At 65.3% G+C, this 24766-nt stretch carries 29 protein-coding genes and 1 pseudogene; 6 read left to right on the top strand and 24 right to left on the bottom strand.

Features of this window, described 5'->3' with window-relative positions; all coding sequences use genetic code 11:
• Positions 1-743, bottom strand: a pseudogene (locus tag AAG821_RS18090) (phosphoglucosamine mutase); the annotation flags it as partial.
• 91 nt (positions 744-834) lie between these two features.
• Positions 835-1719: a dihydropteroate synthase gene (folP, locus tag AAG821_RS18095; protein WP_341909690.1), complete on the bottom strand. Its 885-nt coding sequence runs from the start codon at positions 1717-1719 to the stop codon at positions 835-837.
• 240 nt (positions 1720-1959) lie between these two features.
• On the opposite strand from folP, the gene AAG821_RS18100 reads away from it, so the two are divergent.
• Positions 1960-2574 carry a LysE family translocator gene (locus AAG821_RS18100; RefSeq protein WP_341909692.1) on the top strand — a complete coding sequence of 205 codons (615 nt, stop codon included), beginning with the start codon at positions 1960-1962 and terminating at the stop codon, positions 2572-2574.
• A 3-nt stretch (positions 2575-2577) separates the two neighbouring features.
• Here AAG821_RS18100 and AAG821_RS18105 read toward each other — a convergent pair whose 3' ends face one another.
• Complete coding sequence (locus AAG821_RS18105) at positions 2578-3309, bottom strand: hypothetical protein (RefSeq protein WP_341909694.1); 732 nt, start codon at positions 3307-3309, stop codon at positions 2578-2580.
• Between the two features lie 72 nt (positions 3310-3381).
• Here AAG821_RS18105 and AAG821_RS18110 point away from each other — a divergent pair, with 72 nt between their 5' ends.
• Positions 3382-4047: a type 1 glutamine amidotransferase gene (locus AAG821_RS18110; protein WP_341909696.1), complete on the top strand. Its 666-nt coding sequence runs from the start codon at positions 3382-3384 to the stop codon at positions 4045-4047.
• A gap of 95 nt (positions 4048-4142) precedes the next feature.
• Here the strand turns inward: AAG821_RS18110 and AAG821_RS18115 are convergent, their stop codons facing one another.
• The 16 genes from AAG821_RS18115 to AAG821_RS18190 form a co-directional block, all read right to left on the bottom strand.
• Entirely contained in the window at positions 4143-4430 is a 288-nt protein-coding gene (locus tag AAG821_RS18115) for a barstar family protein (RefSeq protein ID WP_341909698.1), read from the bottom strand.
• A 12-nt stretch (positions 4431-4442) separates the two neighbouring features.
• Positions 4443-5234: a hypothetical protein gene (locus AAG821_RS18120; RefSeq protein WP_341909700.1), complete on the bottom strand. Its 792-nt coding sequence runs from the start codon at positions 5232-5234 to the stop codon at positions 4443-4445.
• A gap of 91 nt (positions 5235-5325) precedes the next feature.
• Entirely contained in the window at positions 5326-7263 is a 1938-nt protein-coding gene (gene ftsH / locus AAG821_RS18125) for an ATP-dependent zinc metalloprotease FtsH (protein WP_341909702.1), read from the bottom strand.
• A gap of 178 nt (positions 7264-7441) precedes the next feature.
• Entirely contained in the window at positions 7442-8758 is a 1317-nt protein-coding gene (gene tilS / locus AAG821_RS18130) for a tRNA lysidine(34) synthetase TilS (protein WP_341909704.1), read from the bottom strand.
• Between the two features lie 4 nt (positions 8759-8762).
• Positions 8763-9827: a tol-pal system protein YbgF gene (ybgF, locus tag AAG821_RS18135; RefSeq protein ID WP_341909707.1), complete on the bottom strand. Its 1065-nt coding sequence runs from the start codon at positions 9825-9827 to the stop codon at positions 8763-8765.
• 156 nt (positions 9828-9983) lie between these two features.
• A complete protein-coding gene (gene pal / locus AAG821_RS18140) occupies positions 9984-10523 on the bottom strand; it encodes a peptidoglycan-associated lipoprotein Pal (RefSeq protein WP_341909709.1) in 540 nt (179 codons plus the stop codon).
• A gap of 214 nt (positions 10524-10737) precedes the next feature.
• On the bottom strand, positions 10738-11247 hold the full coding sequence (gene pal, locus AAG821_RS18145; protein ID WP_341909710.1) for a peptidoglycan-associated lipoprotein Pal: 510 nt from the start codon (positions 11245-11247) through the stop codon (positions 10738-10740).
• Positions 11248-11634: 387 nt separating this feature from the next.
• Positions 11635-12966 carry a Tol-Pal system beta propeller repeat protein TolB gene (gene tolB / locus AAG821_RS18150; protein WP_341910079.1) on the bottom strand — a complete coding sequence of 444 codons (1332 nt, stop codon included), beginning with the start codon at positions 12964-12966 and terminating at the stop codon, positions 11635-11637.
• Positions 12967-13017: 51 nt separating this feature from the next.
• Entirely contained in the window at positions 13018-13971 is a 954-nt protein-coding gene (locus tag AAG821_RS18155; RefSeq protein ID WP_341909711.1) for a hypothetical protein, read from the bottom strand.
• Between the two features lie 19 nt (positions 13972-13990).
• Positions 13991-14443, bottom strand: a complete 453-nt coding sequence (tolR, locus tag AAG821_RS18160) for a protein TolR (protein ID WP_341909713.1) — start codon at positions 14441-14443, stop codon at positions 13991-13993.
• A gap of 1 nt (position 14444) precedes the next feature.
• Positions 14445-15179, bottom strand: coding sequence for a protein TolQ (gene tolQ, locus AAG821_RS18165; protein ID WP_341897804.1), 735 nt, complete (start codon positions 15177-15179; stop codon positions 14445-14447).
• A 32-nt stretch (positions 15180-15211) separates the two neighbouring features.
• Entirely contained in the window at positions 15212-15649 is a 438-nt protein-coding gene (locus tag AAG821_RS18170) for a YbgC/FadM family acyl-CoA thioesterase (protein WP_341909715.1), read from the bottom strand.
• The gene (gene ruvB / locus AAG821_RS18175; RefSeq protein WP_341909717.1) at positions 15642-16703 is read right to left on the bottom strand and encodes a Holliday junction branch migration DNA helicase RuvB; all 1062 of its coding nucleotides are present in this window, start codon (positions 16701-16703) and stop codon (positions 15642-15644) included. The genes AAG821_RS18170 and ruvB overlap by 8 nt, the downstream gene beginning before the upstream one ends.
• The gene (gene ruvA / locus AAG821_RS18180) at positions 16700-17320 is read right to left on the bottom strand and encodes a Holliday junction branch migration protein RuvA (protein WP_341909719.1); all 621 of its coding nucleotides are present in this window, start codon (positions 17318-17320) and stop codon (positions 16700-16702) included. Before ruvA ends, ruvB begins: the two co-directional genes overlap by 4 nt.
• Entirely contained in the window at positions 17317-17826 is a 510-nt protein-coding gene (gene ruvC, locus AAG821_RS18185) for a crossover junction endodeoxyribonuclease RuvC (protein ID WP_341909720.1), read from the bottom strand. The genes ruvA and ruvC overlap by 4 nt, the downstream gene beginning before the upstream one ends.
• Before the next feature lie 35 nt (positions 17827-17861).
• Positions 17862-18611, bottom strand: coding sequence for a YebC/PmpR family DNA-binding transcriptional regulator (locus AAG821_RS18190; RefSeq protein ID WP_341909723.1), 750 nt, complete (start codon positions 18609-18611; stop codon positions 17862-17864).
• A gap of 326 nt (positions 18612-18937) precedes the next feature.
• Here AAG821_RS18190 and AAG821_RS18195 point away from each other — a divergent pair, with 326 nt between their 5' ends.
• From AAG821_RS18195 to AAG821_RS18205, 3 genes are all read left to right on the top strand, one after another.
• Positions 18938-19483 carry a hypothetical protein gene (locus tag AAG821_RS18195; protein ID WP_341909725.1) on the top strand — a complete coding sequence of 182 codons (546 nt, stop codon included), beginning with the start codon at positions 18938-18940 and terminating at the stop codon, positions 19481-19483.
• A 101-nt stretch (positions 19484-19584) separates the two neighbouring features.
• Complete coding sequence (locus AAG821_RS18200; protein ID WP_341910081.1) at positions 19585-20073, top strand: PAS domain-containing protein; 489 nt, start codon at positions 19585-19587, stop codon at positions 20071-20073.
• Positions 20074-20176: 103 nt separating this feature from the next.
• The gene (locus AAG821_RS18205) at positions 20177-20665 is read left to right on the top strand and encodes a PAS domain-containing protein (protein ID WP_341909727.1); all 489 of its coding nucleotides are present in this window, start codon (positions 20177-20179) and stop codon (positions 20663-20665) included.
• Here AAG821_RS18205 and AAG821_RS18210 read toward each other — a convergent pair.
• The 5 genes from AAG821_RS18210 to AAG821_RS18230 all read right to left on the bottom strand — a co-directional run bounded on the left by AAG821_RS18210 (position 20628) and on the right by AAG821_RS18230 (position 23817).
• Entirely contained in the window at positions 20628-21224 is a 597-nt protein-coding gene (locus AAG821_RS18210; RefSeq protein ID WP_341909728.1) for a uracil-DNA glycosylase family protein, read from the bottom strand. The two genes, AAG821_RS18205 and AAG821_RS18210, sit on opposite strands and share 38 nt — an antisense overlap.
• Before the next feature lies 1 nt (position 21225).
• On the bottom strand, positions 21226-22035 hold the full coding sequence (locus AAG821_RS18215) for a TIGR00282 family metallophosphoesterase (protein WP_341909730.1): 810 nt from the start codon (positions 22033-22035) through the stop codon (positions 21226-21228).
• 7 nt (positions 22036-22042) lie between these two features.
• Positions 22043-22654 carry a 5-formyltetrahydrofolate cyclo-ligase gene (locus tag AAG821_RS18220; RefSeq protein WP_341909732.1) on the bottom strand — a complete coding sequence of 204 codons (612 nt, stop codon included), beginning with the start codon at positions 22652-22654 and terminating at the stop codon, positions 22043-22045.
• Between the two features lie 198 nt (positions 22655-22852).
• Entirely contained in the window at positions 22853-23188 is a 336-nt protein-coding gene (locus AAG821_RS18225) for a cell division protein ZapA (RefSeq protein WP_341909734.1), read from the bottom strand.
• Positions 23189-23214: 26 nt separating this feature from the next.
• A complete protein-coding gene (locus AAG821_RS18230) occupies positions 23215-23817 on the bottom strand; it encodes a hypothetical protein (RefSeq protein ID WP_341909736.1) in 603 nt (200 codons plus the stop codon).
• 118 nt (positions 23818-23935) lie between these two features.
• Here AAG821_RS18230 and AAG821_RS18235 point away from each other — a divergent pair, with 118 nt between their 5' ends.
• Positions 23936-24709 carry a sulfite exporter TauE/SafE family protein gene (locus tag AAG821_RS18235; RefSeq protein WP_341909738.1) on the top strand — a complete coding sequence of 258 codons (774 nt, stop codon included), beginning with the start codon at positions 23936-23938 and terminating at the stop codon, positions 24707-24709.
• The last annotated feature ends 57 nt before the right edge of the window (positions 24710-24766 follow it).

The raw sequence follows: 24766 nt of genomic DNA on the forward strand, positions 1-24766 counted from the left end.
GCATCGCCATCCAGCGCGATGCCGAGATGGGCGCCATGGGCGACCACGGCTTCCTGCAGGGCGCGCGGATGCGTTGAGCCGCAGTCGCGGTTGATGTTGAAGCCATCGGGTTTGACGCCGATCGGGATCACATCGGCCTCGAGTTCCCACAGCACGGCGGGCGCCACCTTGTAGCCGGCACCGTTGGCGCAATCGATCACCACCTTCAGGCCGGCGAGGGTGCGGCCCTTCGGCAGGGTGGCCTTGGCGAATTCGACATAGCGGCCATCGGCGTCATCGAGCCGGCGGGCGCGGCCGAGCTTGTCGGCAGCAGCCAGCGCGGGTTCGGCCTCGCCGAGGATCATCGCCTCGATCTCGGCCTCGGCCGCATCGGACAGCTTGTAGCCATCGGGGCCGAACAGCTTGATGCCATTGTCGTGGAAGGGATTGTGCGACGCCGAGATCATCACGCCGAGATCGCAGCGCAGCGCGCGCGTCAGCATCGCCACCGCCGGCGTCGGCATCGGGCCGACCTGGAACACATCCATGCCCACCGCGGTGAAGCCCGCCACCAGCGCCGGCTCGAGCATGTAGCCCGAGAGCCGCGTATCCTTGCCGATCAGCACGCGATGACGATGATCGCCGCGCGTGAAGTAGGCGCCGGCCGCCATGCCGACACGCAGCGCGGTGGCTGCCGTCATCGGCTCGGTGTTGGCCAGACCGCGAATGCCGTCCGTGCCGAAAAATTTGCGGGTCATGCGAATCGGTCCCGTTAACATCACTTGGCGCGGGACTATGCCACAGAAAGCGCCAGAGCGGCAGAGTCCCTGTGCACGATCATGCTGTTACGAGTTGTTACATTTGCGCGGATTCACTGGTGATTCCGCGCCAGACACTCAGCGCCTGCACGGTTTCGGCCACATCATGCACGCGCAGGATCTTCGCCCCCTGCTGCGCCGCCCACAGCGCGGCGGCGAGCGAACCCGGCACCCGCCGCGCCGCTTCCGGCTCGCGCGCCAGGGCGCCGATGAAGCTTTTACGCGAGACACCGACCAGCAGCGGATAGCCCAGCGCGCGCAGCACATCGAGGCGGCGCAGCAGGCTGAGGTTATGCGCCACCGTCTTGCCGAAACCGATGCCGGGATCGAGCACTATCTTGTCGCGCGCGATGCCGGCGGCGCGGCAGGCGGCGATGCGCCGGGCCAGATAGTCGCGCACCTCGCGCACCACATCGTCATACTGCGGTGAATGCTGCATGCTGCCGGGCTCGCCCTGCATATGCATCAACACCACTGGCAGGCCGCTTTTCGCCGCCGCCTCCAGGCTGCCCTCGCCTTCCAGTGCCGAGATGTCGTTGAGCAGATGGGCGCCGGACACCGCGACGGCGCGCATGGTGGCGGCATGCCGCGTATCGATGGAAATCACGGTTTTTTCGCGGCGCAGCGCCTCGATCACCGGCAGCAGGCGCTCGATCTCCTGCCGCCAGGAGACCGGCGCGGCGCCGGGCCGGGTGGATTCCGCCCCCAGATCGATCAGGTCGGCACCGGCGGCGATCTGGGCGCGGGCCTGGGCGATGGCGGCGGTGGCATCGCCTTTCAAGCCGTCGCCGGAGAAACTGTCATCGGTGACATTGACGATGCCCATCACCAGCGGACGCGGCAGTGCCAGCAGGGCGGCGAGCGGCGAGGCATCGGCCGGCTTGGCAATATTGCGCAGGATTTCGCCGGGATTCGCTGACATTCGCTGGAGTTCGCTACGCTTCGCTGGAGTTTGCTGGAGTTCGTCTGGGTTCGTTGAGGTTCGCTACGCTTCGCTGGAGTTCGTTGAGGTTCGCGTTAACCAATACCCCCGTATGCGCCTGGACAGACCACGGAGTCCACCGTCAATGTTCCTATCATGTTCTCATGGAAAAAGCAAGGCTTTCCGGGGCAGGCTGGCGCCCTGCCCTATCCTACCCTGTCCTGCCGCGCCGGAGACACCATGACCCTCGACTTCCTGCTGATCGCGCTGATCGTGGTCGCCACGCCGGGCACCGGCATGATCTACACCGTGGCCGCCGGCCTGACGCGCGGGGCCAGGGCCAGCGCGGTGGCGGCATTCGGCTGCACGCTCGGCATCGTGCCGCATATGCTGGCGGCGATCACCGGGCTGGCGGCGCTGCTGCACACATCTGCGCTGCTGTTCGACGCGGTGAAATATGCCGGCGTCGCCTATCTGCTGTGGATGGCCTGGCAGACCTGGCATGACCGGGGCTCCTTAAGCCTGACCGGCAAGGGGCCGCAGCGTCAGAGCTTCATGCAGGTGACCATCGAGGCCATCGTCATCAACCTGCTGAATCCGAAACTCTCGATCTTTTTCTTCGCCTTCCTGCCGCAGTTCATCAGCCATGACGAACCCGCCGTGCTGGCGCGCATGCTGGAAATGAGCGGCGTGTTCATGGCGATGACGCTGGCGGTGTTCGTGCTCTATGGCCTGTTCGCGGCGGCGGTGCGCGATCATGTGCTGGCGCGGCCGGTGGTGATGCAGTGGCTGCGGCGCACCTTTGCGGCGGCGTTTGTCGCGCTCGGCGCCAAGCTGGCGCTGACGGAACGGTGAGCGTCAATCCACAAAGAACAATATTGTGGCTAGTGATCCAGCAATGGAATGAACAACAGAAACGAGCACGACCGGCCGCACTGATTGGCTGACATATCGCACATAAGCCAGACCAGCAACAAAAAGAGCGGCCTGCAACATGGCATTGGGGCTTAGCGCCGAATTAAGCATGAACGAAAAAAGCGTGATCGTGGCACCAACCTTAAAAACACCCCAGTGAGGCTCCAGGGCTGTCCAGAGCCAGCCGTATAGAAAGAGTGCTGTCGCGGCGGACATTGCCACTCCCATGCAAAGTGTAGAGGCCACATAGATCACTGGATCGACATCCCTGAACTGCGGCACCTGGTCAGATGGGTCTCCTTGCAGCGAAACCCAGACAACCGCCTTGATCGCCATCAGGCTGGCGATCAGCCAGGCCGCTCCTTGTTTGTCGTGCGCAACGTTCCGCAAGCCTGCGTTGTGATCCCCGCCAGCCATCTTCCTGGCGTTTCGCACGGAAAACCAGATTTGCAGCATTGTCATGGGCGCCATAACGAAGATGCCGAACACCATAGCGACATCCATTTGTGCTGGCCGCGACGGCTTCAGGAAAAAGAACATCACCAGCATTGATGCGACAAAAGCGCCGACAAACGACAGGGCATACCAGCCAGCGGCTTTGGCCAGGATGACCCAGCCGGCTTTGGTCCAACCGTGAAATACCTTATGCTGTCCTAAGGATTGTTCAGATTCCATTCCCCGCCTCAATCACCCTCACTATAGAAGAGCGGCTTGGCGGCAAAAAGTGTGTGACCAGGCAAAGCAACAATGAAAATTGGCATTATCGAATGCGGGCCGGTGCCCGCGCCGCTACGCGAGCGGTATGACAGCTATCCCGCGATGTTCCGCGCGCAGCTGCAGCCCCTGCTGCCCGCAGCCACATTCGAAACGATTGCCGTCGCTGCGCTGGGCGACGTGGCCGCGCGTGACGCCTATCTGCTGACCGGCTCGCGCCACGGCGTCTATGACGACCTGCCGTGGATCGCGCCGCTGAAAGACTTCATCCGCGCTGCGGCACGGCTGCAGCGCCCGATGGTGGGCGTGTGTTTCGGCCACCAGATCATTGCCGAGGCGCTGGGTGGCCGGGTGGAGAAAGCCGCAGCCGGCTGGCGCGTCGGCCTGGAGCAGTACACCACCAGCCTTAATGGCGACACGCAGTCCGTCATGATGCCGGCCTTCCACCAGGACCAGATCGTGGTGCAGCCGCCCGATACCGAGGTGGTGGCCAACACCGCGGCCTGCCCCTTTGCCGCTCTGCGCTACACCGCGGCGCCGATCCTGTCGGTGCAGTTTCATCCCGAATTCAGCCTGCCGTATCTCACCGACCTGATCACCTGCCTGTCGCAGCAGGCGGCGGCGCCGGGACTGCCGCCGCAGCCCGCGCTGGACGATAAAGGCATGCGCTGGATCGGCGACTTCCTGTCTGGCCGGTAGACGCATCAGCCCGAAAGCCGGAGCAGTCGGTACTGTCGCAGAGAAAAACGCCCGGTGTTTCTACCGGGCGCTATTATTGGACGATCATACGAAAATCATGCAAACACCATTTCAACATGTGTCGTTTGCGTGGCAAACAGCTGCAGTGCAGCCAGAAATGAAGTGCCATTGGCCAACTGCAATGGCACAAGTGATGCTGAGTTTTCAAACACCAACTTTGCTTCGCCCGGCGAACCCGGCCCACCACCTTCCACCGCATCCCAGAAAGCGTCGAGATTACGACCGAAACCTGATGCGGTTTGAACCCGCATTACATCCACATACAGCCGCCAGAAGTCATCAATAGACTTCACGCCACGGCAATCAAGATAGATTGTTTTCACTATCCGCCTGCCTCAGAGACCCTGCAGGGCTCGTGCGACCTGCTCAGCATTTGAAATCCCGCGATCCACCGCCACAAAGGCAATCAGCGTCATCGGTTTTGCACTGCGCGCCGCCGCTGCCAGCTTGTGATGGCCATCGAGCAGGTAATGCGCCATGCACCAATGCGCCTCGCCTGATGTTGCGGGAGCCTTGACATCCAGAATACTGACGGCAACGGCCGTAGGCTCGATACCCTCTTTCATCCGGGCGACATAGTCCTGAGTGCGCGCCGCGTCCAGCCAGCTTTCAGGAAACATCGGAATGATGAAATTGAAGAGTTTTCCGGTCGTTGCCCCCAGGTCGATCGTCTCCCGACTCGCGGGCCGGTAATACGGAACCTTCGGATGGTGCGGCAAACCCCAGAAGGGATCGACGCCATTATAATTCTCGACCTGCTCTGCCGCGAAGTAGTCCCCCCCACCGCCGAGCTTGACGATGCGCGGGATGAAACGCAGCAACGCTACCCGGTAATCCGAAACCGGCAACAACAGACTCAGCGGATCGACTACACCATCCAGCGTCTTCACGCCGTCGGCCAACTCCCGCGTCAGATCGCCCACATTGACTGTGACATTCGCACCCTCAAGCCGTTCGAACAGGAAGGCGCAAGTGCCACATATGTTGCCTATATTGTAAGCCCGTTTGCCTTCAATCGTGAGATATCGATCCCAGACTGGCCATGCCTTAGTGCCAGTGGTCTCAAAGCTCACTGAGGAAGCAGAGGATTTGATTTGTCTGCTTATCGTTTGGAGAAGCTCAGGCATGTCAATTCCGGCAATTCTTATGCCGCCAACCTATAAAAAAACGCCCGGTGTTTCCACCGGGCGTTTTCGTATTCGCTGGATGCAGAGGCGCTTACGCCCCCGGCATGGGCTCCGGCTCGAAGCCGCCGCCGGCGGGCTTGCCGCCACCACGGCTGGACGTCGGCACCGCAGAGCGCGGGCCGCTGTCGCCCGGGGTCGGCGTGCGATCATCGGTGCGCACGATCTTCTCGCCACGCAGCAGGGCCTTCACTTCCTCGCCCGAGAGCGTCTCGAATTCCAGCAGCGCCAGGCTGATGGTGTCGAGGTCGGCGCGGTGCTCGGTCAGGATGCGGCGGGCATCGCCCTCGGCCTCGTCGATGATGCGGCGGATTTCCTCGTCGATCAGGCGGGCGGTGGCATCCGAGACATTCTTGCGCTGCGTCACCGAATGGCCGAGGAAGACCTCTTCCTCGTTATCGGAATAGCGCAGGCGGCCGAGCTTGTCGCTCATGCCCCATTCGGTGACCATGCGGCGCGCCAGGCCGGTGGCCTGTTGGATGTCGTTGGACGCCCCGGTGGTGATGTTTTCCTTGCCGAAGACCAGTTCCTCGGCCATGCGGCCGCCGAACATCATCGCCAGCTTCGACGTCAGTTCCGTGGTCGACATGGAGAGGCGGTCTTTTTCGGGCAGCGACATGGTGACACCCAGCGCGCGACCGCGCGGAATGATGGTCACCTTGTGCAGCGGATCGGATTTCGGCATGAACATGCCGACCAGCGCATGGCCCGCCTCGTGATAGGCGGTGAGGCGCTTTTCCTCTTCGCCCATCACCATCGAGCGGCGCTCGGCGCCCATCATCACCTTGTCCTTGGCATGCTCGAAATCGGCCATGGTGACGACGCGCTTGTTGCGGCGGGCCGCCAGCAGCGCGGCCTCGTTCACGAGATTCGCCAGATCGGCACCCGAGAAGCCGGGCGTGCCACGGGCAATGATCTTGGGCTCGACATCCGGACCCAGCGGCACCTTGCGCATATGCACACGCAGGATGTGCTCGCGGCCGATGATGTCGGGATTGGGCACCACGATCTGGCGGTCGAAACGGCCCGGACGCAGCAGCGCCGGATCGAGCACGTCAGGGCGGTTGGTGGCGGCGATCAGGATGACGCCCTCGGTGGCCTCGAAACCATCCATCTCGACCAGCAGCTGGTTCAGCGTCTGCTCGCGCTCGTCGTTGCCACCGCCGAGGCCGGCGCCGCGATGGCGACCGACCGCGTCGATTTCGTCGATGAAGATGATGCAGGGCGCGTTCTTCTTCGCCTGCTCGAACATGTCGCGCACGCGGCTGGCGCCGACGCCGACGAACATCTCGACGAAGTCGGAACCCGAAATGGTGAAGAAGGGCACGTTGGCTTCACCCGCAATGGCGCGCGCCAGCAGGGTCTTACCGGTGCCGGGCGGGCCGACGAGCAGGCAGCCCTTGGGGATCTTGCCGCCCAGGCGCTGGAATTTCTGCGGATCGCGCAGGAAGTCGACGATCTCTTCGAGTTCGCTTTTCGCTTCCTCGATGCCGGCGACGTCTTCAAAGGTGACGCGGCCATGGCGCTCGGTCAGCAGCCGGGCCTTGGACTTGCCGAAGCCCATCGCCTTGCCGCCGCCGGACTGCATCTGGCGCATGAAGAAGATCCACACGCCGATCAGCAGCAGCATGGGGAACCAGGAGATCAGGATCTGCACCAGCGTGTTGTTCTCTTCCGGCGGCACGGCGGTGACGCGCACGCCGCGCTCGGTCAGCTTGCTCACCAGCGTCGGGTCGTTCGGGATATAGGTGGTGAAGCCGCGACCGTCGCGGAAATGACCGGTGACGGTGTTGGAGCTGTTCTGGATGGCGACGTCGGTGATCTGGCCATTGGTGACGTCGTTCAGGAAATCGGAATAGGCGAGCGACTGGCTGCCGCCACGGATCGAGGGGCCTTGAAACAGGTTGAACAGTGCGACCACCAAGAGGCCGATGATCACCCAGAGCGCCAGATTACGGCCAAACATGTTCACGGAAGCCCAGTCCTTTCTACGCCACACCCTGCCCCGCGGGATCGTCCTTCAGGGCACGGAAAATTTTAGCCGATTTTTCCCGGCACAGACCATAGATATGCGGTCAGGAAGGCTAAACAAGCGGTAACGGGGCGGATTCTTCTAGCGATTTTGCCGCGAAACCCGGAATCCGGCCCAGTCAGGCGACGGGTGCAGCTGCGAGCACCGGGTGAAAGCCCAGTGTGACAGCCGCCGGCAACTGGCCCCAGCCCAGGCCGGGCACCGCCAGCAGGCGGCCGGTCCGGCCGCGCAGCGCCGGCAGGCCCGGCCAGGCGGCACGCGGAATCTCCAGGGCGGCACCGGGCGGAATTTCGTCGGCCGGCGGGCGGTCGCGGCCGAGCGGGCCGAGCGTAATGCCGGGCAGCCGCGCCTTGGCCGCAACGGCAAGGCGGAAGCGCCCATCCCACAGCAGCGCCGCGCCGGCCTTCAGCGCCAGTGCGGCCGGCAGATGCCGCGCCTCGCGACAGATCAGCAGGCGGCCGTTCTTTTGCGGCGCCAGCAGGCAGCGATGCAGGGTGAGCGGTTTGGTCAGGCCGGCGCGCAGCTCGGCCAGCGCGCGCTCCAGCCCGTCCAGCCGTGGCGGCAGGGCCAGGCCGCCGATGGCACCGAGCAGACGGCTCAGCGCCCGCAGCGCGATCTCGTCACCGGCGGCAGTGAGTACGGCGGCATCGAGCCAGGCGATGCCGGCGGCGCTGAGCTGCACACTGCCCTGCAGCAGGTCATAGGCAGACTCATCGAGCTGGGCCCGCACGCGGCCGAAATTGCGCGCGGTCTGCGCCAGATGCGCCACCAGTTCGGCGCGCGCATCGGCATCGTTGGCGCTGAGCAGGTCGAGGGCTGCGCGCACCCGCACGCGCAAGAACGCCGGGCTGGCATTGCTGGGGTCTTCGATCCAGGGCTGCTTGCGCTTTTGCAGCGTGGCGACCAGCTGCGCCTTGGGCAGATCGAGCAAGGGCCGCAGCAGCGCGATGCCCTGCATCTCGCGGCGCGGCGCCATGGCGGCGAGACCATCGACGCCCGACCCGCGCAGGGCGCGCAGCAGCAGCGTCTCGGCCTGGTCGTCGCGGTGATGCGCCAGCAGCAGGTGGCGGATGTTGTGTTTGCCGCAGGCCTGCAGCAGCAGCGCGTAGCGGGCATCGCGGGCGGCAGACTGACGGTTGGCGGCGGGTTTGTCTGCCGCGTCCCAGACCAGGACCTGCGGCTTCAGCCCGGCGGCGCGCAGCCAGCCGGCCACGCGCTTTGCCTCGATGGAAGACTCCGGCCGCAGGCGGTGATCGACGATCAGCGGAACAACCGTGATCTTGCGCCGTGCCGCCCAGTCGGCGGCCAGCAGCGCCAGCGCCAGGCTGTCGGCGCCGCCGGAGACAGCCACCGCGATGGCGTCAGGGTTGTCGCCCTCCAGCAGCGGCAGCAGCCGGCGACCGAACTCAGCCGCCGTGACCGCCGCGGCTGTCATCGGCTTACTTGCAGCCGATCTTGGTGCGCTCGCGGGTCGCGGCATCCTTCACATGCGGCGGGGCGGAGGCGAATTCCTTGCCGAGCTGGCCCAGCGCCGCACAGGCTTCGGGATTCTTTTTCATCGCCGAGAGCGACATGCCGAGCTTGAGCAGGCTGTCGGGCGCCTTGGCGCTTTTCGGATAGCCCTGATAGCCCTGCAGGAAGGCCTGGGCGGCGGGTTCATATTGCTGGCGCACGTAATAGGTCTCGCCGAGCCAGTATTGCGCATTGCCGGCCAGCGGGTCCTGCGCATGGGCGCCGAGGAATTCGCGGAAGGCGGCCTCGGCATCGGCATAGTCGCTCTGCACCAGCAGCTTGTAGGCGTAGTTGTAGCGCTCCTGCGGCGTGCCAGCGGGCAGCTTGCCCTTGCCCGAGGCGGCGGCCGGCGGCGTCGGCGCGCGCGCGGTCTGCTGCTGGGCGGGTGCGGCCGTGCCGCCGGCGATCGGGCGGCCCTGGGCATCCACCGGCATCGAGCCGAGCACGCCCTCTTTCGTCGGCGCCTGGCCCGGCGTCGACGAGGTCGACCCGCGCGCGACATTGGGCTGCTGCACCGGTGTGCCCGGAGCGGGAATGCCCTGCTGGGCGGCGGTCGGCTTAACCTGCTCGACGCTGCCGGTCTGCGGCTGACCCGCGGCCGGGGCGGCGCCGCGTTCCAGCTGGTTGAGGCGGAAATCGACGTCCTCCACCAGCTTGTCGATGCGGCGGTTGGCCTGGCTGGAGGCGAATTCAACCTCCTCGAAGCGGCCGGTCATGGTGCGAATCTGGTTTTCCAGCTCATCGATGCGGGCATTGAGCCGGTTGGCAGCCGAGCTGCCGTCGCCGCTGTCGGTCAGGCTGCCGCTGCCCGCAGACGACGATGAGGCTGGCGGGGTGCCGCCGCGATAGACCTGGCGCTGCAGGGTCTGCAGGTCACGTTCCAGGCGGTTGATGCGGTCGAGCGTCTGGGCGTCCTGGGCCATGGCTGGCAGCGCGATGCTGCCGAGCAGCAGCAGGACAGGCAGGAAACGGGCGGCGAAAGACGCAGGCATGGCAAAACCCCATGGTGGCCGACACGGGAAGCCGAATCGGACGGAAAACCGAGTTTATCGATTTTACCGGGGTTTACGTCAAAAGCATGGCGGGCTGCAACGGCGAAACCGCGGAAATTCCGCCGCTGCAGCCCGGCCGATCAGGTGGTCAGACGCTCAATTCGCCAGGACGGTGACGCCACGGCGGTTCTGCGCCCAGGCGGCCTCGTTGGAGCCGACCGTGGACGGACGTTCCTTGCCGTAGGACAGCGTCGAGATGCGCTGGGTCGGGATGCCCTGGTTGACCAGGTAGTTGCGAATCGAGGTGGCGCGGCGGTCGCCGAGCGCCAGATTGTATTCGCGGGTGCCGCGTTCGTCGGCATGGCCCTCGATGACCAGGCGCCACTGGGCATTGCGCTTCAGCCAGGCCACCTGGCGCTCGAGAATGGCGGTGCTGGCGGCATCCAGCGCGTAGGAATCGGTGGCGAACAGCACACGATCGCCCACATCGGCGGCGAACTGGCGCTGCGCATCCTCGCGGGTCAGCGGCATGCCGCTGACGCCGGCGGCGCTGCCGGTGCCACCGGTCGCCGCACTGCCCGGACGACCACTGCCCGACACCGAACCGGCCGGCTGCGGCGCGGTTTCACAGGCCACCAGGGCCAGGGCCAGGGTGGCGGCCATGGCCGACCGGATGGCCCAATTACGCATCTGCATGAGTGTACTCCCCAAAGGTTTGCTCTGCCCGAGCATCTAGAAGGCCGCAGATTTGCGGCGGAATAAGGCGTGATTTGCGGCGGAACTGCGGCAGAGACATAACGCCCCGGCGGCGCAAAAGTGCCACGCAAAAAGAAACACCCGCCTGCCGTGAGGCAGACGGGTGTTCTTTAAGTCCATTCAGGCGGGCAGCAAAGCCACCCGGCATGAATTATTAGTTCGACAGGACCGTCACACCGCGACGGTTCTGGGCCCAGGCGGCCTCGTTCGAACCCAGCGCCACCGGACGCTCCTTACCGTAGGAGATCGTGGTGATGCGGTTCGCCGGGATGCCCTGGTTGGCCAGGTAGGTCTTGACGGCATTGGCGCGACGCTCGCCGAGCGCCAGGTTGTACTCGCGGGTGCCGCGTTCGTCGGCATGACCCTCGATCACGACCTTCCACTGGCCATAGCGCTTCAGCCAGGCAGCCTGCTTGTCGAGCGTGGCCTTGCCGGCCGGCTTCACTTCGAACTTGTCATAGTCGAAGAAGACGCGGTCGCCGACATTGACCTGGAAGTCCTGCACGGTGCCCGGCGCGATGCTGGCGGCCGGAGCGGCCGCAGTGGTGGCGCCGCCAGCGCCGCTGGTGGCAGCGGTCGGCGCGGGATCGGACGAGCAAGCGGCGAGAAGCAAGCCCACGGCAGCCACGGCCAGGTACTTGGAGCCGAAGGTGTTGAGGCGCATTTTTATTATCCCTCCAAGGGTTTCGAGAGTGAGTCAGGTACCGAACAGCGAAGCGCAACTTGCGTTCCATACCCGGTACGAGATTCTCGGTCCGGGCACGAACCGACTGACAAAACCCTAAGCTTTACCGATCAGACGCTCGGCCCGGCACGGAGTCCTAAAACTCGCAGCCAAGGGCAAACGTTGCCGGAACCCAAGGTTCAAGCCATTACGTCAGAGTGGACTATATCCACCGGTTTTTCCCGAATCAATAGGCGTAAGGGCTTGTAAACACTAAACGCACCCCTGCGGCATTTCTGCAACAGGGGTGCATTTCACCAAAGATACCCACAGGCCCGGACCCGCCGGAGCCACCGCCAAGCCCCGCTGGCCCGGCGGGTCGACCGCTCAGCGGATCAGCGGCGACAGCGGCGACCAGGCCGGATCGGAGGCATCGATCGGGGTGGGGATTTCACGCTCGTTATAGCCGGTGAGATCGATCGAGATCAGCCGCACGCGCTGGCCACGGCCCTGCGCATTCGACGGCGTCTCGCGATAGAACATCAGCACGCGGCCATTGGGCGCCCAGGTCGGCGCTTCCTGCACGACGCTGTTGGTCGAGAGAATGCGCTCGCCACTGCCATCGGGCCGCATCACGCCGATCGAGAACTGGCCCTGATACTCCTTGGTGAAGGCGATCAGGTCGCCGCGCGGCGACCAGACCGGCGTGGAATAGCGGCCTTGGTTGAAGCTGATGCGCTTCTGGTCCGAGCCATCGGCGTTCATCGTGTAGATCTGCTTGGTGCCGCCACGATCCGAGTTGAAGGTGATGCGACGACCATCGGGCGCAAAGGACGGCGACGTGTCGATGGCGGGATCATTGGTCAGACGCTGCCGCTGACGCGTGCGCAGATCCATCATGTAGACATCGGAATTGCCATCAGAGGCCAGCGACATGATCACGCGGTTGCCATCGGGCGAGAAACGCGGCGCAAAGGTCATGCCGGGGAAATCGCCGACCAGCTCCTGCTGCCCGGTATCGATGTTGAACAGGTAGACCCGCGGCTTGTCGTTGAAATAGCTGAGATAGGTGATTTCCTGCTGGCCCGGGCTGAAGCGCGGGGTCAGCACCAGGAAGCGACCATCGGTGAGAAAGCGATGATTCTCGCCATCCTGGTCCATGATCGCCAGCCGTTTCACGCGGCGATCCGGCGGGCCGCTTTCGGCGACATAGACGATGCGGGTGTCGAAATAGCCGTCTTCGCCGGTGACGCGCTTGTAGATCGCATCGGCGATCAGATGCGCCAGGCGGCGCCAGTTGTCGGGCGTGGTGAACAGCGCCAGGCCGGTCATCTGGTTTTCGGCGGCCACATCCCAGAGGCGGAACTCGCCACGCAGGCGACCATCGGACTGCATTTCGATACGGCCGTTGACCAGCGCATCGACATTGATGACGCGCCAGTCCTGGAAGCGCGGCTGCACGCGCATTGCCTGCGGCGTCTGGGTATGGGCGCGCGGATCGACCGGCTTGAACAGACCGGAGCGCTCCAGATCGGCACGGATGACGCGGGCGACATCGGCGCCGACTTTCAGCGCCTGCGGATTGTCGCCATCGAGATCGGAAATGGCGATCGGCACCGGCTTGAAATTGCCGCGCGTGATATCGATTTCGACGGCGGCCTGCGCCATCGGCGCAGACAGCAGTGCCATCATCAGCGCCAGAATGCCGGCTTTCATCATGCCAGCCCCTGGTAAAATCGACATCCGATTCATCCCTGTCTCCCTATCGCTTTACCCGCCCAGCATCATGCGCGGGTCGAAATTCAATATGATTTCCTGGCTCCACTTGTCCTTGTCGCCGGGCGGCAACTGGAAGGGAGCCGCCTTGAGCACGGCACGGCGCGCCGATTCCGCGGCTGCGCGATAGCTCTCGTTACCCGGCAGATACATGCGGGCGGTATCGACGATCTCGGGCTGGTTGCGCAGGCTGCCATCGGCATTGAGGCTGAACTTGATGCGCACGACCAGATCCTTGGCATCCTTGGCGCCGATGTCGAACTGCCACTTGTCCTCGACCTGCTTGCGGATGAAATCCTTCTCGCTCATCGAGACCGGCAGATTGGGATTCGACGGCCCTTCGGCGCGCGGTGCGGCAGCCGGCGGCGTGCGCGACGCGGTCTGCGGCGCCTGCTGCGGCTGGGCGGCCGGCGGCGCCTTCATCTTGTTCACCAGGGCGGCGACGTCGGAGAAATTCGGCGTCTTGCTCTTTTCCTCTTGGCGCTGCTGGGTCGGCTTGGGCGGCACCGGCTTGGCTTCCGGCTTCGGCTTCTCGACCACCTTCGGCGGCTCGGGCGTCTCCACCACTTCCTTGGGCTTGGGCAGCGGCTTGGGCGACGGCACCGGCTCGGGCATCGGCTGTGGCTTGGGTGCCTCGGCCTGCTTCGGCGGCTCAGGCGCCGGCGGCGGCGGCGGTGGCGGCGGGGTCACCGCCTGCTGCTTGGGCGGCTCGGGCTTCGGTTCCGGCTTGGATTCCGGTACCGGCTCTTCCTTCGGCTCGGCCTTGGTCTCAACCACCTTGGGCTGCGGCTTGGGCACGTTGGTCTTCTCGGCGATCGGCGCGAATTCGGCGAGCACGACCATCGGCTCGGGCTCGCGCTTCGGCTCCCAATAGGGCAGGCCGAACAGGGCGAGCGCGACGATGCCGCCATGCAGGCTTGCCGAGAATATGTACGATGTACGCTGCACCCTGCCCTGAATCCTTCGCTTAACGCCGCGGCGCCGCCGGAGCGGGGGGATTGCCGACCAGCGCCACCTTGTTGAAACCACCGGTGTTGATCAGGCCCATCACTTCCAGCACCTTGCCGTAATTGATCGCCTGGTCGCCGCGCACGAAGATGCGGCGGTCCGGAGCATTGCCGGCAATCGCCTGCAGACGCGGTACCAGCTGGTCTATCTCGACCAGGCTTTCCTGCAGGTAAATGCCGCCCTTGGCATCGATGGTGACGCTCAAGGGTTCATCCTGGCCCTGGATCGCGGCGGCCTGGGTCTTGGGCAGATCGACCTGCACGCCGACCGTCAGCAGCGGCGCCGCCACCATGAACACGATCAGCAGCACCAGCATGACGTCGACCAGCGGCGTCACGTTGATTTCCGACATCGGTGCCCGGCGCCGCCGGCCGCCGCGGGTGGAGCCGCCGCCTCCCGCTGACATACCCATATCAGGCCGCCTCTTCGTCGAGCTGGCGCGACATCAGCGCGGAGAACTCGCCGGCAAAGCCTTCGAGACGCACATTGAGCCGGCCAAGATCGTTGGAGAACTTGTTATAGGCCATCACCGCCGGAATCGCGGCGAGCAGGCCCAAAGCGGTGGCGAACAGCGCTTCCGCGATGCCCGGCGCCACCACGGCCAGCGAGGTGTTCTTCGACGACGCGATGGCGTGGAAGGAGTTCATGATGCCCCAGACGGTGCCGAACAGGCCAACGAAGGGTGACACCGAGCCGACCGAGGCGAGGAAGCCGAGATAGCGTTCCAGGCGCTCCATCTCGCGGTCGATCGACACGCGCATGACCTGGTTGATGCGAACCTGCAGCGAGCCCAGCCCCTGCTTGCCGCGCACCAGGCCGCGCTCGGTGGAGCGGCGCCATTCGCGCATGGCGGCAACGAACAGCACCGCCATCGGATGCTGGGGCCCGGCCATCGACAGACGATCGTACAGCGCATCGAGCGAGCCGCCCGACCAGAAGTCGTTCTCGAACTTGTCGGTGTCGATGACGGTGCGGCGGATCTTGATCAGCTTGTCGAAGATGATCGCCCATGACCAGAACGAGGCCAGGATGAGCATCAGCATGACGGCCTTGACGATCCAGTCGGCCTGAAGGAAGAGCGCCCAGAGCGAAAGATCGGCGGCAGCAGATGAGCCCCCGAGCTGCGCGGCGCTGACGGTCCTGTCCATACGTTCGAATCCTTTGGTTAAGAGTTAACAGATCAATGCGATAAATTTGGTGAAAGTGTGGCGAACAGCGCCGCAATCGACGGAGGCACCCGGCGGGCCCGGCCTTTGGCGTCGATACAGGCCAGCTTGACCTCGGCCCGGACCAGCAAGTCCCCACCCCGCCAGACATCCTGGCGGGCGGTCAGGCTGGCGCCGCGCAGCTCGGTTATTGCGGTGGTAACGGTTAATTCTTCGTGCAGGCGGGCGGGTTTGAGATATTCGACATTGCAGGTCCGGACCGCGAAGGCGACGCCGGTATCGCTGTCGATCAGGCCGCGCTGGTCGATGCCATGGCCGAGCAGCAGGTCGGACCGGCCGCGCTCGATGAAGCGCAGGTAATTGGCGTAATAGACGATGCCGGCGGCATCGGTGTCTTCCCATTGCACCCGCACGGGGTAGCTGTGCAGCCGGGCGTCCCGGGCCTCAGGCATCGTCGTCTCCCAGCAGGTCGAGCTGGTTGGCGCCAAGGCCGGCGGGGGGCGTCAGGCCGATATGGGCAAAGGCGGCCGGTGTCAGCAGGCGGCCGCGCGGGGTGCGCTGCAGGAAGCCCTGCTGGATCAGATAGGGCTCGATGATGTCTTCCAGCGCATCGCGCGGTTCCGACAGCGAGGCGGCGATGGTCTCGACGCCGACCGGGCCGCCGGAGAAATCGCGCGCAATCGTGGTGAGGTAGCGGCGGTCCATGGCATCGAGGCCGCGGGCATCCACCTCCAGCCGCAGCAGGGCGGCATCGGCGGTGGCGGCATCGACGACTTTCGCCTTGGCATAGACGGCGAAATCGCGCACCCGGCGCAGCAGGCGGCCGGCAACGCGCGGCGTGCCCCGCGCCCGGCGAGCGATTTCACGCGCCCCGGATGCATCCAGTTCCAGATCAAGAATGCGGGCGCCGCGCCGCACGATCAGTTCAAGTTCCTCGACCTCGTAGAAATTCAGCCGCAGCGGAATGCCGAAGCGTTCGCGCAAGGGCGTGGTCAAAAGCCCGGAGCGCGTGGTGGCGCCGACCAGGGTGAACGGCGGCAGGTCGATGCGCACGCTGCGCGCCGATGGCCCCTCGCCGATGATGAGGTCGAGCTGGAAATCCTCCATCGCCGGATAGAGGATTTCCTCCACCGCCGGATTGAGGCGATGGATCTCGTCGATGAACAGCACGTCGCGCGCTTCCAGATTGGTCAGCAGCGCGGCGAGATCGCCGGCCTTGGCGATGACAGGCCCGGAGGTGGCCTTGAAATTGACGCCGAGTTCACGCGACACGATCTGCGCCAGCGTGGTTTTGCCCAGGCCCGGCGGGCCGTGGAACAGCACATGATCCAGCGCCTCGCCGCGCGCCTTGGCGGCCTGGATGAAGATGTTGAGATTCTCGCGCGCCCGGGCCTGGCCGACGAAATCGCTGAGCACCTGCGGCCGCAGATGGCGCTCCAGCTCGTCGCCCTCGGCCCTGCCGGACGATACCAGTCGACCCTCGTCATTGCGCGGGGTGGAGTTCATCGGGCCAGCTCCTTAAGGCCGGCGCGGATCAACTCCTGCACATTGGGCTTGTCGCCCAGCGTGCGGGCCGCCGTGGTCACGGCGCCAAAGGCATCGGCGCGCTTGTAGCCCAGGTTGACCAGCGCCGAGAGCGCATCGGCCACCGCGCCGGTCTCGGCCACCGCCACCGCGCCCGCGTCCCCGCCGGCCGCCTGCGCCGCCGTACCCAGGGCGATGCCGCCGACCTTGTCCTTCAGCTCGGTGATCAGGCGCACCGCCAGCTTGGGCCCGACGCCATCGCAGCGGTTGAGCGTGGCCTTGTCGGCCGAGGCGATGGCGCGGAAGAGTTCATCGGGCGCCAGCGAAGACAGAATCCCGAGCGCCACCTTGGCGCCGACGCCCTGCACGGTCTGCAGCAGGGTGAAGCAGCCCCGTTCGGCTTCGGAGACGAAGCCGAACAAATGAATGTGATCTTCGCGCACATGGGTTTCGATATAGAGCCGCACGGCCTCGCCCGGCCTGGGCAGGTTGCGCAGCGTGCGCGCCGAGCAGAAGACCTGGTAACCGACGCCGCCGACATCGAGGATGCATGCGGTGTCGGAGACGGAATCCAGCAGGCCGCTGAGCTTGGCGATCATCGTGCCACTCTCAGGTCTGCGCTGCGGATCACCCGCGCGGTGGCGGCGTTATGGGCATGACAGATGGCGACGGCCAGCGCATCGGCGGCGTCTGGGCCAGTCACATTACAACCCGGCAACAGCCGCTTGACCATGGCATGCACCTGGTCCTTGTCGGCGGCGCCGGTGCCGACCACGGCCTTCTTGATCACGGTGGGGGCGTATTCCGCCACCGGCAGGCCGAGCTGTGCCGGCGCCAGCAGCACGACGCCGCGCACCTGGCCCAGCTTCAGCGTCGAGGAGGGATTCTTGTTGACGAAGGTTTCTTCCACCGCCGCCGCCTTGGGCTGCCATTCCGCCAGCAGCTCGGTCAGCGCGTCATGCACGGTGCGCAGGCGATAGGCCAGTTCGTCATCCGGATTGGTGCGGATGGTGCCATGCGCCACATGGCTCAACCGGTTGCCCTCGGCGAGGATGATGCCCCAGCCGGTGGCACGCAGGCCCGGATCGAGTCCGATGATGCGCATGGATAAGCCCAATTCCACTCCTCAAGCCGCGGCGGTCAGCCGGCGAGCTTGCTCAGTTCGTCTTCGGAAATATCGAAATTGGCATAGACGGTCTGCACGTCGTCGGAATCCTCGAGAACCTCGATCATCCTGAACAGCGTCTCGGCCTTCTCGCCCTCGACCGGCGTGGTGGTCTTGGGCTTCCACACCAGCTTGGCCGATTTCGGTTCGCCGAATTTCTTTTCCAGCGCCTCGCGCACGGCGGCGAAATCATCCTGGGCGCAGGTGACGCTATGGCCCTCGTCATCGGACTGCACATCCTCGGCGCCGGCGTCCAGCGCGCCTTCGAACAGCGCCTCGGCCGTAGCCGCAGAGGCCGGGAAGACGATCTCGCCGACGCGGTCGAACATGAAGGCGACCGAATTGGTCTCGCCCAGCGCCCCGCCATTCTTGGAGAAGGCGGCGCGCACTTCGCCGGCCGTGCGGTTGCGGTTGTCGGTCAGCGCCTCAACGATCACGGCGACACCGCCGGGGCCGTAGCCCTCGTAGCGCACCTCTTCGTAATTGTCGGCCGCATCATTGCCGGCGCCGCGCTTGATGGCGCGCTCCAGCGTGTCCTTCGACATATTGGCAACGCGGGCGGCCTGGATGGCGGCGCGCAGGCGCGGATTGGCCGCCGGATCGGGCTGGCCGCTGCGGGCCGCGGTGGTCAGTTCGCGGATCAGCTTGGTGAATATCTTGGCGCGCTTGGCATCCTGCGCGCCCTTGCGGTGCATGATGTTTTTAAACTGGGAATGGCCGGCCATGACGAACCTGGGGTAATGCGTGAAAAAGCGAGCGAATCGGGCATGTTTAGCATATTTCGGCTTCCCCCGGCAGACCACTGGGGCCACCGGGCTGGCAGGCGCCCGGATAATGCCCGGACCGGCCAAAAGCAAGCCGCCCGCAGCCCCTTGCCGCCTGCGACTCCGCCGTTGCCGCAGGGAAGCCGGCCCGTCGCCGTTGGTATGATTGCGCCGTCCGGCCGGCGGCGATACTATCCCCGCCGTTCCGACCGGCGCCCCGGCGCCGCACGTCATCCAGAAAATCCGTTTAACTCTAGAGAGTTACACACGGGGGCCGGCAGACTCGCATGATGGATCTCATGCAATTGACGACGGTGGCAGGCATGGCCACCGCGGCGCGGACCGGCTTGCCGGGCTATCCGCAATCCGATCTGCTGACCCGCGGGCACCAGCTCTGGCTCGCCGCCCGTGGCGCGACCGAGATGCCGGCGCTCAGCCACATCGCCGCCTCTGCCCAGCTTGAACCGATGCGTCCGCAGACCCTGGTCTTCGCGCTCGAGCACACGCCCTTTGATTTCCGCTATGTGGAAATCGGCAGCCGCATGATGACACTGAGCAACGACGATTACACCGGCAAGCTGCTCAGCGAGGTGCCGCACCAGCGGCCGCCCAGCCTGGTCTGGGACCACCTGGCCGCGGCTGTGGATGCCCGGGCTCCGGTGCGCGGCGTGCTGCCCTATGTCGGGCGCAGCCGCGATATCGCCAGCATCCTGCATATCGTGCTGCCGCTGGCCGAAGACGGCGAAACCGTCGACCACCTGCTGGTCTGCGTCGACCTGGCCCAGGTGGTGCGCCTGCAGGACGGCACCCATCCGTTCACCCAGCTGGGCTGAAACACCCGGCCCGGCCGGCCGGTTTCGCGCAAAACCGCTTTTGCGGCAGCAAAATCCCTGAAACACTGCCCGCCAGTCATTGGAGAGACGGTGTGTCGACGATGCGCGACCTGCTGCTGCGGCGGCAGGCGACAACAGTTTTGCTGCAGGGCTACGAATACTGGGATCGCAAGCGCGGGACCCGGCCGATGCCGGCGCGCCCGGACCTCGACCCGATCGAGATGAAGGCCTTCCTGCCGCATGTGGTGCTGATGGATGTGCTGCACGACCACAAGCCGGGCTGGCCGCTGGATTTCCGCTACCGGCTGATGGGATCGGCCATCGACCTGCATATGTCGCGGCGGTTCACCGGCCTGTTCATGAGCGACCTGCCGCACCAGCAGCCCGACAGCCAGATCTGGCGGAATTTTTCCGAAGTGGCACAGGACCGGCAGCCGCAGTTTCACCGCGTGCCCTATGTCGGCCCGCACAAGGATTTCCTCTCGGTGATCGACCTGGTGATGCCGCTGTCGGGCAATGGCGAACAGGTCGACATGCTGCTGTCGATCGTCGATTTCATCCCGCGCGAGATCAACCCGCCCGGCCGGTGAGGCCGCAGGGGCACAATTAGGCCGTGCACTGACACCGCTTTCATGTCACGCTGATGCCGTTACCCCTCCCCCTCATACACGTGATCAGGACTCCCGGCGGCGCATGACCGCATTGGATTTAAATTCGGCGACACCGCTGTTGCGGCAGGCCTACGACTACTGGCTGGCCAAATGCGGCGACCGGCCAATGCCGGCACGCGCCGATCTCGATCCGGCCGAGATCACGCCGCTGCTGCCCAATGTGATCCTGATGGACGTGCTGCGCGACACCAAGCCGGGCTGGCCGCTGGATTTCCGCTATCGCCTGATCGGCACCCGCGTCGATGCGATGATGAACGGGCGCTATACCGGCCTGCGCATGAGCGAGATGCCGCACCAGCAGCCCGGCAGCCGGATCTGGGGCAGCCTGCAAACAGTGACCGAGCAGGGCCGGCCGCAGATCAACCGCGTGCCCTATGTGGGCCAGCACAAGGATTTCATCACCGTGGTGGATATGGTGATGCCACTGTCGGGCGACGGCCGGCAGGTGGACATGCTGTTCTGCGTTGTCGAGTTCATCCCGCGCGAACCGCTGCATTCACGGCAACCCTGAGCGCCGGCACCACCTCGGCGGCAAACCAGGGCTGGCGCTTCTGCCAGCCGATATTGCGCCAGCTGGGATGCGGCAACGGCAGGAAGCCATCCGCCAGATAGCTGCGGAACTGCCGCACCGTTTCGGTCATCGTCTTCTGCCGGTGTGTGCCGAGATAATGCGCCTGCGCATACTGGCCAACCAGCAGGGTGAGGCGGATATCGGGCAGTTGCGCCAGCAGGCGGGGATGCCAGTGCGGCGCGCATTCCGGCCGCGGCGGCTTGTCGCCACCCTTGGCATCGCGGCCGGGATAGCACAGGCCCATCGGCATGATGGCGATGCGGCTGTCGTCGTAGAACGTCTCGCGCGTCATATCGAGCCAGCCGCGCAGCACGTCGCCGCTGCGGTCGTTCCACGGGATGCCGGTCTCATGCACCTTGGTGCCCGGCGCCTGGCCAATGATAAGCAGGCGGGCGCTGCGCTGCATGCGCACGACCGGGCGCGGGCCGAGCGGCAGATGCGGCGCGCAGAGCATACAGCCGCGCACCTCGGTCAGCAGGGCGTCGAAACGCCCGGCCATATTATACCGTGGCGGACTGGAGCCGGCCGCCAAGCCGGATCGGACTGATGCGGGTGGCGAGTCCGGTGCGATCATCGGTTTCGACATACACCGCACACAGCGTGCCGTCGCCATTGGCGGGCTCGAAACGGCCGCCGGGGATTTTCTTGGTGAAGCGGTTGAGCGGCTCGGCCTTGTCCATGCCGATCACCGAATTGTAGTCGCCGCACATGCCGGCATCGGTCTGATAGGCCGTACCCTTGGGCAGGATCTGCGCATCGGCCGTGGGGATATGACTATGCGTGCCGCAGACCAGCGAAGCGCGGCCATCACAGAAATGGCCCATCGCCATCTTTTCCGAGGTCGCCTCGCCATGGATATCGACGATGATCGCATCGACACCGCCGCCGAGGCGGTATTTCGCCAGCTCGCCATCGACGGCGGCGAAGGGATCGTCCAGCGGGTCCATGAAGACGCGGCCCATCACCTGAATCACCAGCACCTTCTTGCCGCTCTGCAGCGTGTAGACCGCCGCGCCCTTGCCCGGCGTGCCCTTGGGGTAGTTCAGCGGGCGCAGCAGGCGCGGGTCGGAGTTGATATAGCCCAGCGTCTCGCGCTGGTCCCAGGCATGGTTGCCCAGCACGATGACATCGATGCCGGCGCCATAGAATTCCTCGCAGATTTTTCCGGTGATGCCGAAGCCGGCGGCAGCATTCTCGCCATTGACCAGCACGAAATCGAGGCCGAGCGAAGCACGCAGCTCCGGGATACGCGACACCACCGCATCGCGGCCAGACCGCCCCACCACATCGCCGCAATACAGAAGCTTCATCGCCGTTTTATCTTTCGAACTTGAGCGCGCCGCGCTCGGTTACTGCCCAATCCAGCGTTTCATCATGCGCCGCATGGGGCAGCTCTGCCACCTGCTGTACCGCGAAGGCATAGCCCACGGCCAGAGGCTTCTTATTCCCATCCGCCGGCCCAGACACTCTCAGGGCCTTGAGCGTGGCATCATAATAGCCGCCGCCCATGCCGAGCCGATGGCCGGCGCTGTCAAACCCGACCAGCGGCACCAGCACCAGATCGGGCTGCAGCACCGGGGCGTCCTCCTGCGGCGCGGGAATGCCATAGGCCCCGCCCGGCGGCGGATTGGCCAGATCGTCGCAGCGCCGGAATTCCAGCAATCGCGCACCCTTGCGCACCACCGGCAGCGCGATCTGCAGGCCCTGCCGCTGCAGTGCCAGCAGCAGCGGCAGCGGATCGAGTTCATCGCCCATCGGCCAGTAGCCGGCGACCACCTGGCCGGGCTGCAGCACAATGGCGGCGAGAAACCGCTCGGCCGCCAGCGATGCGATGGCACTACCATTGGCGGCAGAGGCTTCGGCACGGCGCGCCTTTAGGCGGCTGCGCAGCGCGGCCTTGCGGGCCTCGAGATCGGGATCTGGGGTCAAGATGGTCTGGCTCTGGCGGAAGAAGTGGACGGGCCCACCATGGCCGTAAGTATGAACTAACCTCTGTGGCCTGGCGTACCAGGTGGGCGCCATATGATCGAGACCAGGGTCCCGGCAGTGACAGCTCCCGTAGAGATGAGCATTGGCCCCAGGGTTACGTAAACCCACGCACCGGGCAGCACCCGTCCGCCGCTCTATTTAGGTGCTCTCCAGCTTCGCGGCAATGTCTTCGAGGCGTTTTGCCAGTCCGACCAGCGCTTCGGTGCCGTCCGCGGTGGTTTTCTGCTCCTGCTGGAAGGCCGTAACCTCCTGACGCATAGCAGCAATATCGCGCTGGGCCTGCTCCAGGTCGTCGGCCAGGGTCAATGCCGTCATCAGCATCAGCCGCGCTTCGCCGACCTGCCCGACCAGCGCCGCCAGCTCGCGTACCCGGCCATCCAGCATCTGCGACAGGCGGCGGACCTGGTCTTCCTCGCCATCATCGCAGCCGATCTCATAGAGCCGGTTGTTGACGGTGACCTTTACCATAGCCATTGCAGCCTCCGTCTCTGGTTCAACCTTCAAACCTGGGCCTGGCTGTCGAGCGCCTGGCGCAGTCGCGCCATGGTGGCCTCAAGCTTTGCCGCGATGCCCGACTGGAAGGCCTGCATCTCGGTCTGCGCCGCACGCGCCGCCGCCAGTTCGGCCTTCAGGGCCGCCATGTCGCCGCTGTTATCAGCCGCAACCACCACCGGCGCGGGCGGCGCCACGGCCATACGCTTCAGCGCCTCCTGCGCATCCAGCGCCGCGGCCAGCTGGCCCCGCAGCATGTCGCATTCGTCTTTCAGGGCGGCAATCTCGCTGTCGCGGAGGGCGAGCGCCTCGTTGCCGGCGGCATCGTGGTTGACTGCGTCGCCGCTGACTGGCGGGCGGGCGGCATCATCCTGCTGCATCTGCGCCAACTCGGCCCGCAGGGCATCGACCAGCGCGGCCCGCTCGCGCAGGGGCCCGGCCTCCTCGCGCGCGGCCTGCAACTCGTCGCGCAGGGTCTTCACCTCGGCGGACAGCAGCCCGTGCTGCTCGGCCAGGCGGCGAAACGCCCCGGCGCGCTGGGCCAGCGCGGCATCCAGGCGACGGATCGCCTGGTCCATGGCGGCAACGGCTGCGGCAATTCCGGTCTGCATGGGGCCTGTCAGAATGATGCCTTCTGGCGATTGGGGTTGGCTGGCGAACTTGATATGGAAGATAAGCGCCACGCCGGCCCCACGCAACCGAACCGCCCGATTCCCAGGCAGAGCCGCCATGCCCGACTCGTTTCCGATGATCGCCGATCCGTGGTTCTACGCCGCGGCCTTTCCCGCCGTGCTGATCATCGGGCTCAGCAAGGGCGGTTTCGGCCCCGGCACCAGCCTGATCGCCCTGCCCCTGCTGGCCCTGGTGCTGCCGCCGCTGCAGGCCGCCGCCATCATGCTGCCGGTGCTTTGCGCCATGGATCTGGCCGGCCTATGGGGTTTCCGCGGCAAATGGGACCGCCGCAACATGAAAATCATCATTCCGGGCGCGATGATCGGCATCGTCATCGGCACGCTGACCGCCGGCTATGTCAGCAATCGCGGCGTCGAGATCATCGTCGGCGCCGTGGCGGTGATCTTCGCCCTGCAGAAATGGCTGAAGCCCGGCACCGCCGAACCGACCCAGCCCAACACGCTGAAGGGCGTGTTCTGGAGCGCCTGTTCCGGCTTCACCAGCTTCATCGCCCATGCCGGCGGGCCGCCGCTGCAGGTCTACCTGCTGCCGCAACGGCTCGACAAGACCACCTTCGTCGCCACCACCGTGGTGTTCTTCGCCTCGGTCAATTATGTGAAACTGATTCCCTACTGGTGGCTCGGGCAGTTCACGCCCGGCAACCTGGCCACCGGCGCGGTGCTGGTGCCGGTGGCGGTCGGCGGCGTCTATCTCGGCATGTACCTGCATCACAAGCTGAGCGATGCGCTGTTCTACCGTATCGTTTACATCTTCGTCTTCCTGTGCGGCCTCAAGCTGCTCTACGACGGTTTCGGCCTGACCCTGTTTTAAGGCGAACAATTCCAAATCGCAGGATGCCCGGCGATTTCCGGCGGTTGCCGCCACCCT

Source organism: Ferrovibrio terrae (assembly GCF_943372915.1).
In the GTDB taxonomy this organism is placed as follows: Bacteria; Pseudomonadota; Alphaproteobacteria; order Ferrovibrionales; family Ferrovibrionaceae; genus Ferrovibrio; species Ferrovibrio terrae_A.

Coding starts and splice junctions, on each gene's coding strand:
- folP (WP_341909690.1), bottom strand. CDS start 1,719: ATGTCAGCGAATCCCGGCGAAATCCTGCGCAATATTGCCAAGCCGGCC.
- AAG821_RS18100 (WP_341909692.1), top strand. CDS start 1,960: ATGACCCTCGACTTCCTGCTGATCGCGCTGATCGTGGTCGCCACGCCG.
- AAG821_RS18105 (WP_341909694.1), bottom strand. CDS start 3,309: ATGGAATCTGAACAATCCTTAGGACAGCATAAGGTATTTCACGGTTGG.
- AAG821_RS18110 (WP_341909696.1), top strand. CDS start 3,382: ATGAAAATTGGCATTATCGAATGCGGGCCGGTGCCCGCGCCGCTACGC.
- AAG821_RS18120 (WP_341909700.1), bottom strand. CDS start 5,234: ATGCCTGAGCTTCTCCAAACGATAAGCAGACAAATCAAATCCTCTGCT.
- tilS (WP_341909704.1), bottom strand. CDS start 8,758: ATGACAGCCGCGGCGGTCACGGCGGCTGAGTTCGGTCGCCGGCTGCTG.
- ybgF (WP_341909707.1), bottom strand. CDS start 9,827: ATGCCTGCGTCTTTCGCCGCCCGTTTCCTGCCTGTCCTGCTGCTGCTC.
- pal (WP_341909709.1), bottom strand. CDS start 10,523: ATGCAGATGCGTAATTGGGCCATCCGGTCGGCCATGGCCGCCACCCTG.
- pal (WP_341909710.1), bottom strand. CDS start 11,247: ATGCGCCTCAACACCTTCGGCTCCAAGTACCTGGCCGTGGCTGCCGTG.
- tolB (WP_341910079.1), bottom strand. CDS start 12,966: ATGATGAAAGCCGGCATTCTGGCGCTGATGATGGCACTGCTGTCTGCG.
- tolR (WP_341909713.1), bottom strand. CDS start 14,443: ATGGGTATGTCAGCGGGAGGCGGCGGCTCCACCCGCGGCGGCCGGCGG.
- tolQ (WP_341897804.1), bottom strand. CDS start 15,179: ATGGACAGGACCGTCAGCGCCGCGCAGCTCGGGGGCTCATCTGCTGCC.
- AAG821_RS18170 (WP_341909715.1), bottom strand. CDS start 15,649: ATGCCTGAGGCCCGGGACGCCCGGCTGCACAGCTACCCCGTGCGGGTG.
- ruvB (WP_341909717.1), bottom strand. CDS start 16,703: ATGAACTCCACCCCGCGCAATGACGAGGGTCGACTGGTATCGTCCGGC.
- ruvA (WP_341909719.1), bottom strand. CDS start 17,320: ATGATCGCCAAGCTCAGCGGCCTGCTGGATTCCGTCTCCGACACCGCA.
- ruvC (WP_341909720.1), bottom strand. CDS start 17,826: ATGCGCATCATCGGACTCGATCCGGGCCTGCGTGCCACCGGCTGGGGC.
- AAG821_RS18190 (WP_341909723.1), bottom strand. CDS start 18,611: ATGGCCGGCCATTCCCAGTTTAAAAACATCATGCACCGCAAGGGCGCG.
- AAG821_RS18195 (WP_341909725.1), top strand. CDS start 18,938: ATGATGGATCTCATGCAATTGACGACGGTGGCAGGCATGGCCACCGCG.
- AAG821_RS18200 (WP_341910081.1), top strand. CDS start 19,585: ATGCGCGACCTGCTGCTGCGGCGGCAGGCGACAACAGTTTTGCTGCAG.
- AAG821_RS18205 (WP_341909727.1), top strand. CDS start 20,177: ATGACCGCATTGGATTTAAATTCGGCGACACCGCTGTTGCGGCAGGCC.
- AAG821_RS18210 (WP_341909728.1), bottom strand. CDS start 21,224: ATGGCCGGGCGTTTCGACGCCCTGCTGACCGAGGTGCGCGGCTGTATG.
- AAG821_RS18215 (WP_341909730.1), bottom strand. CDS start 22,035: ATGAAGCTTCTGTATTGCGGCGATGTGGTGGGGCGGTCTGGCCGCGAT.
- AAG821_RS18225 (WP_341909734.1), bottom strand. CDS start 23,188: ATGGCTATGGTAAAGGTCACCGTCAACAACCGGCTCTATGAGATCGGC.
- AAG821_RS18230 (WP_341909736.1), bottom strand. CDS start 23,817: ATGCAGACCGGAATTGCCGCAGCCGTTGCCGCCATGGACCAGGCGATC.
- AAG821_RS18235 (WP_341909738.1), top strand. CDS start 23,936: ATGCCCGACTCGTTTCCGATGATCGCCGATCCGTGGTTCTACGCCGCG.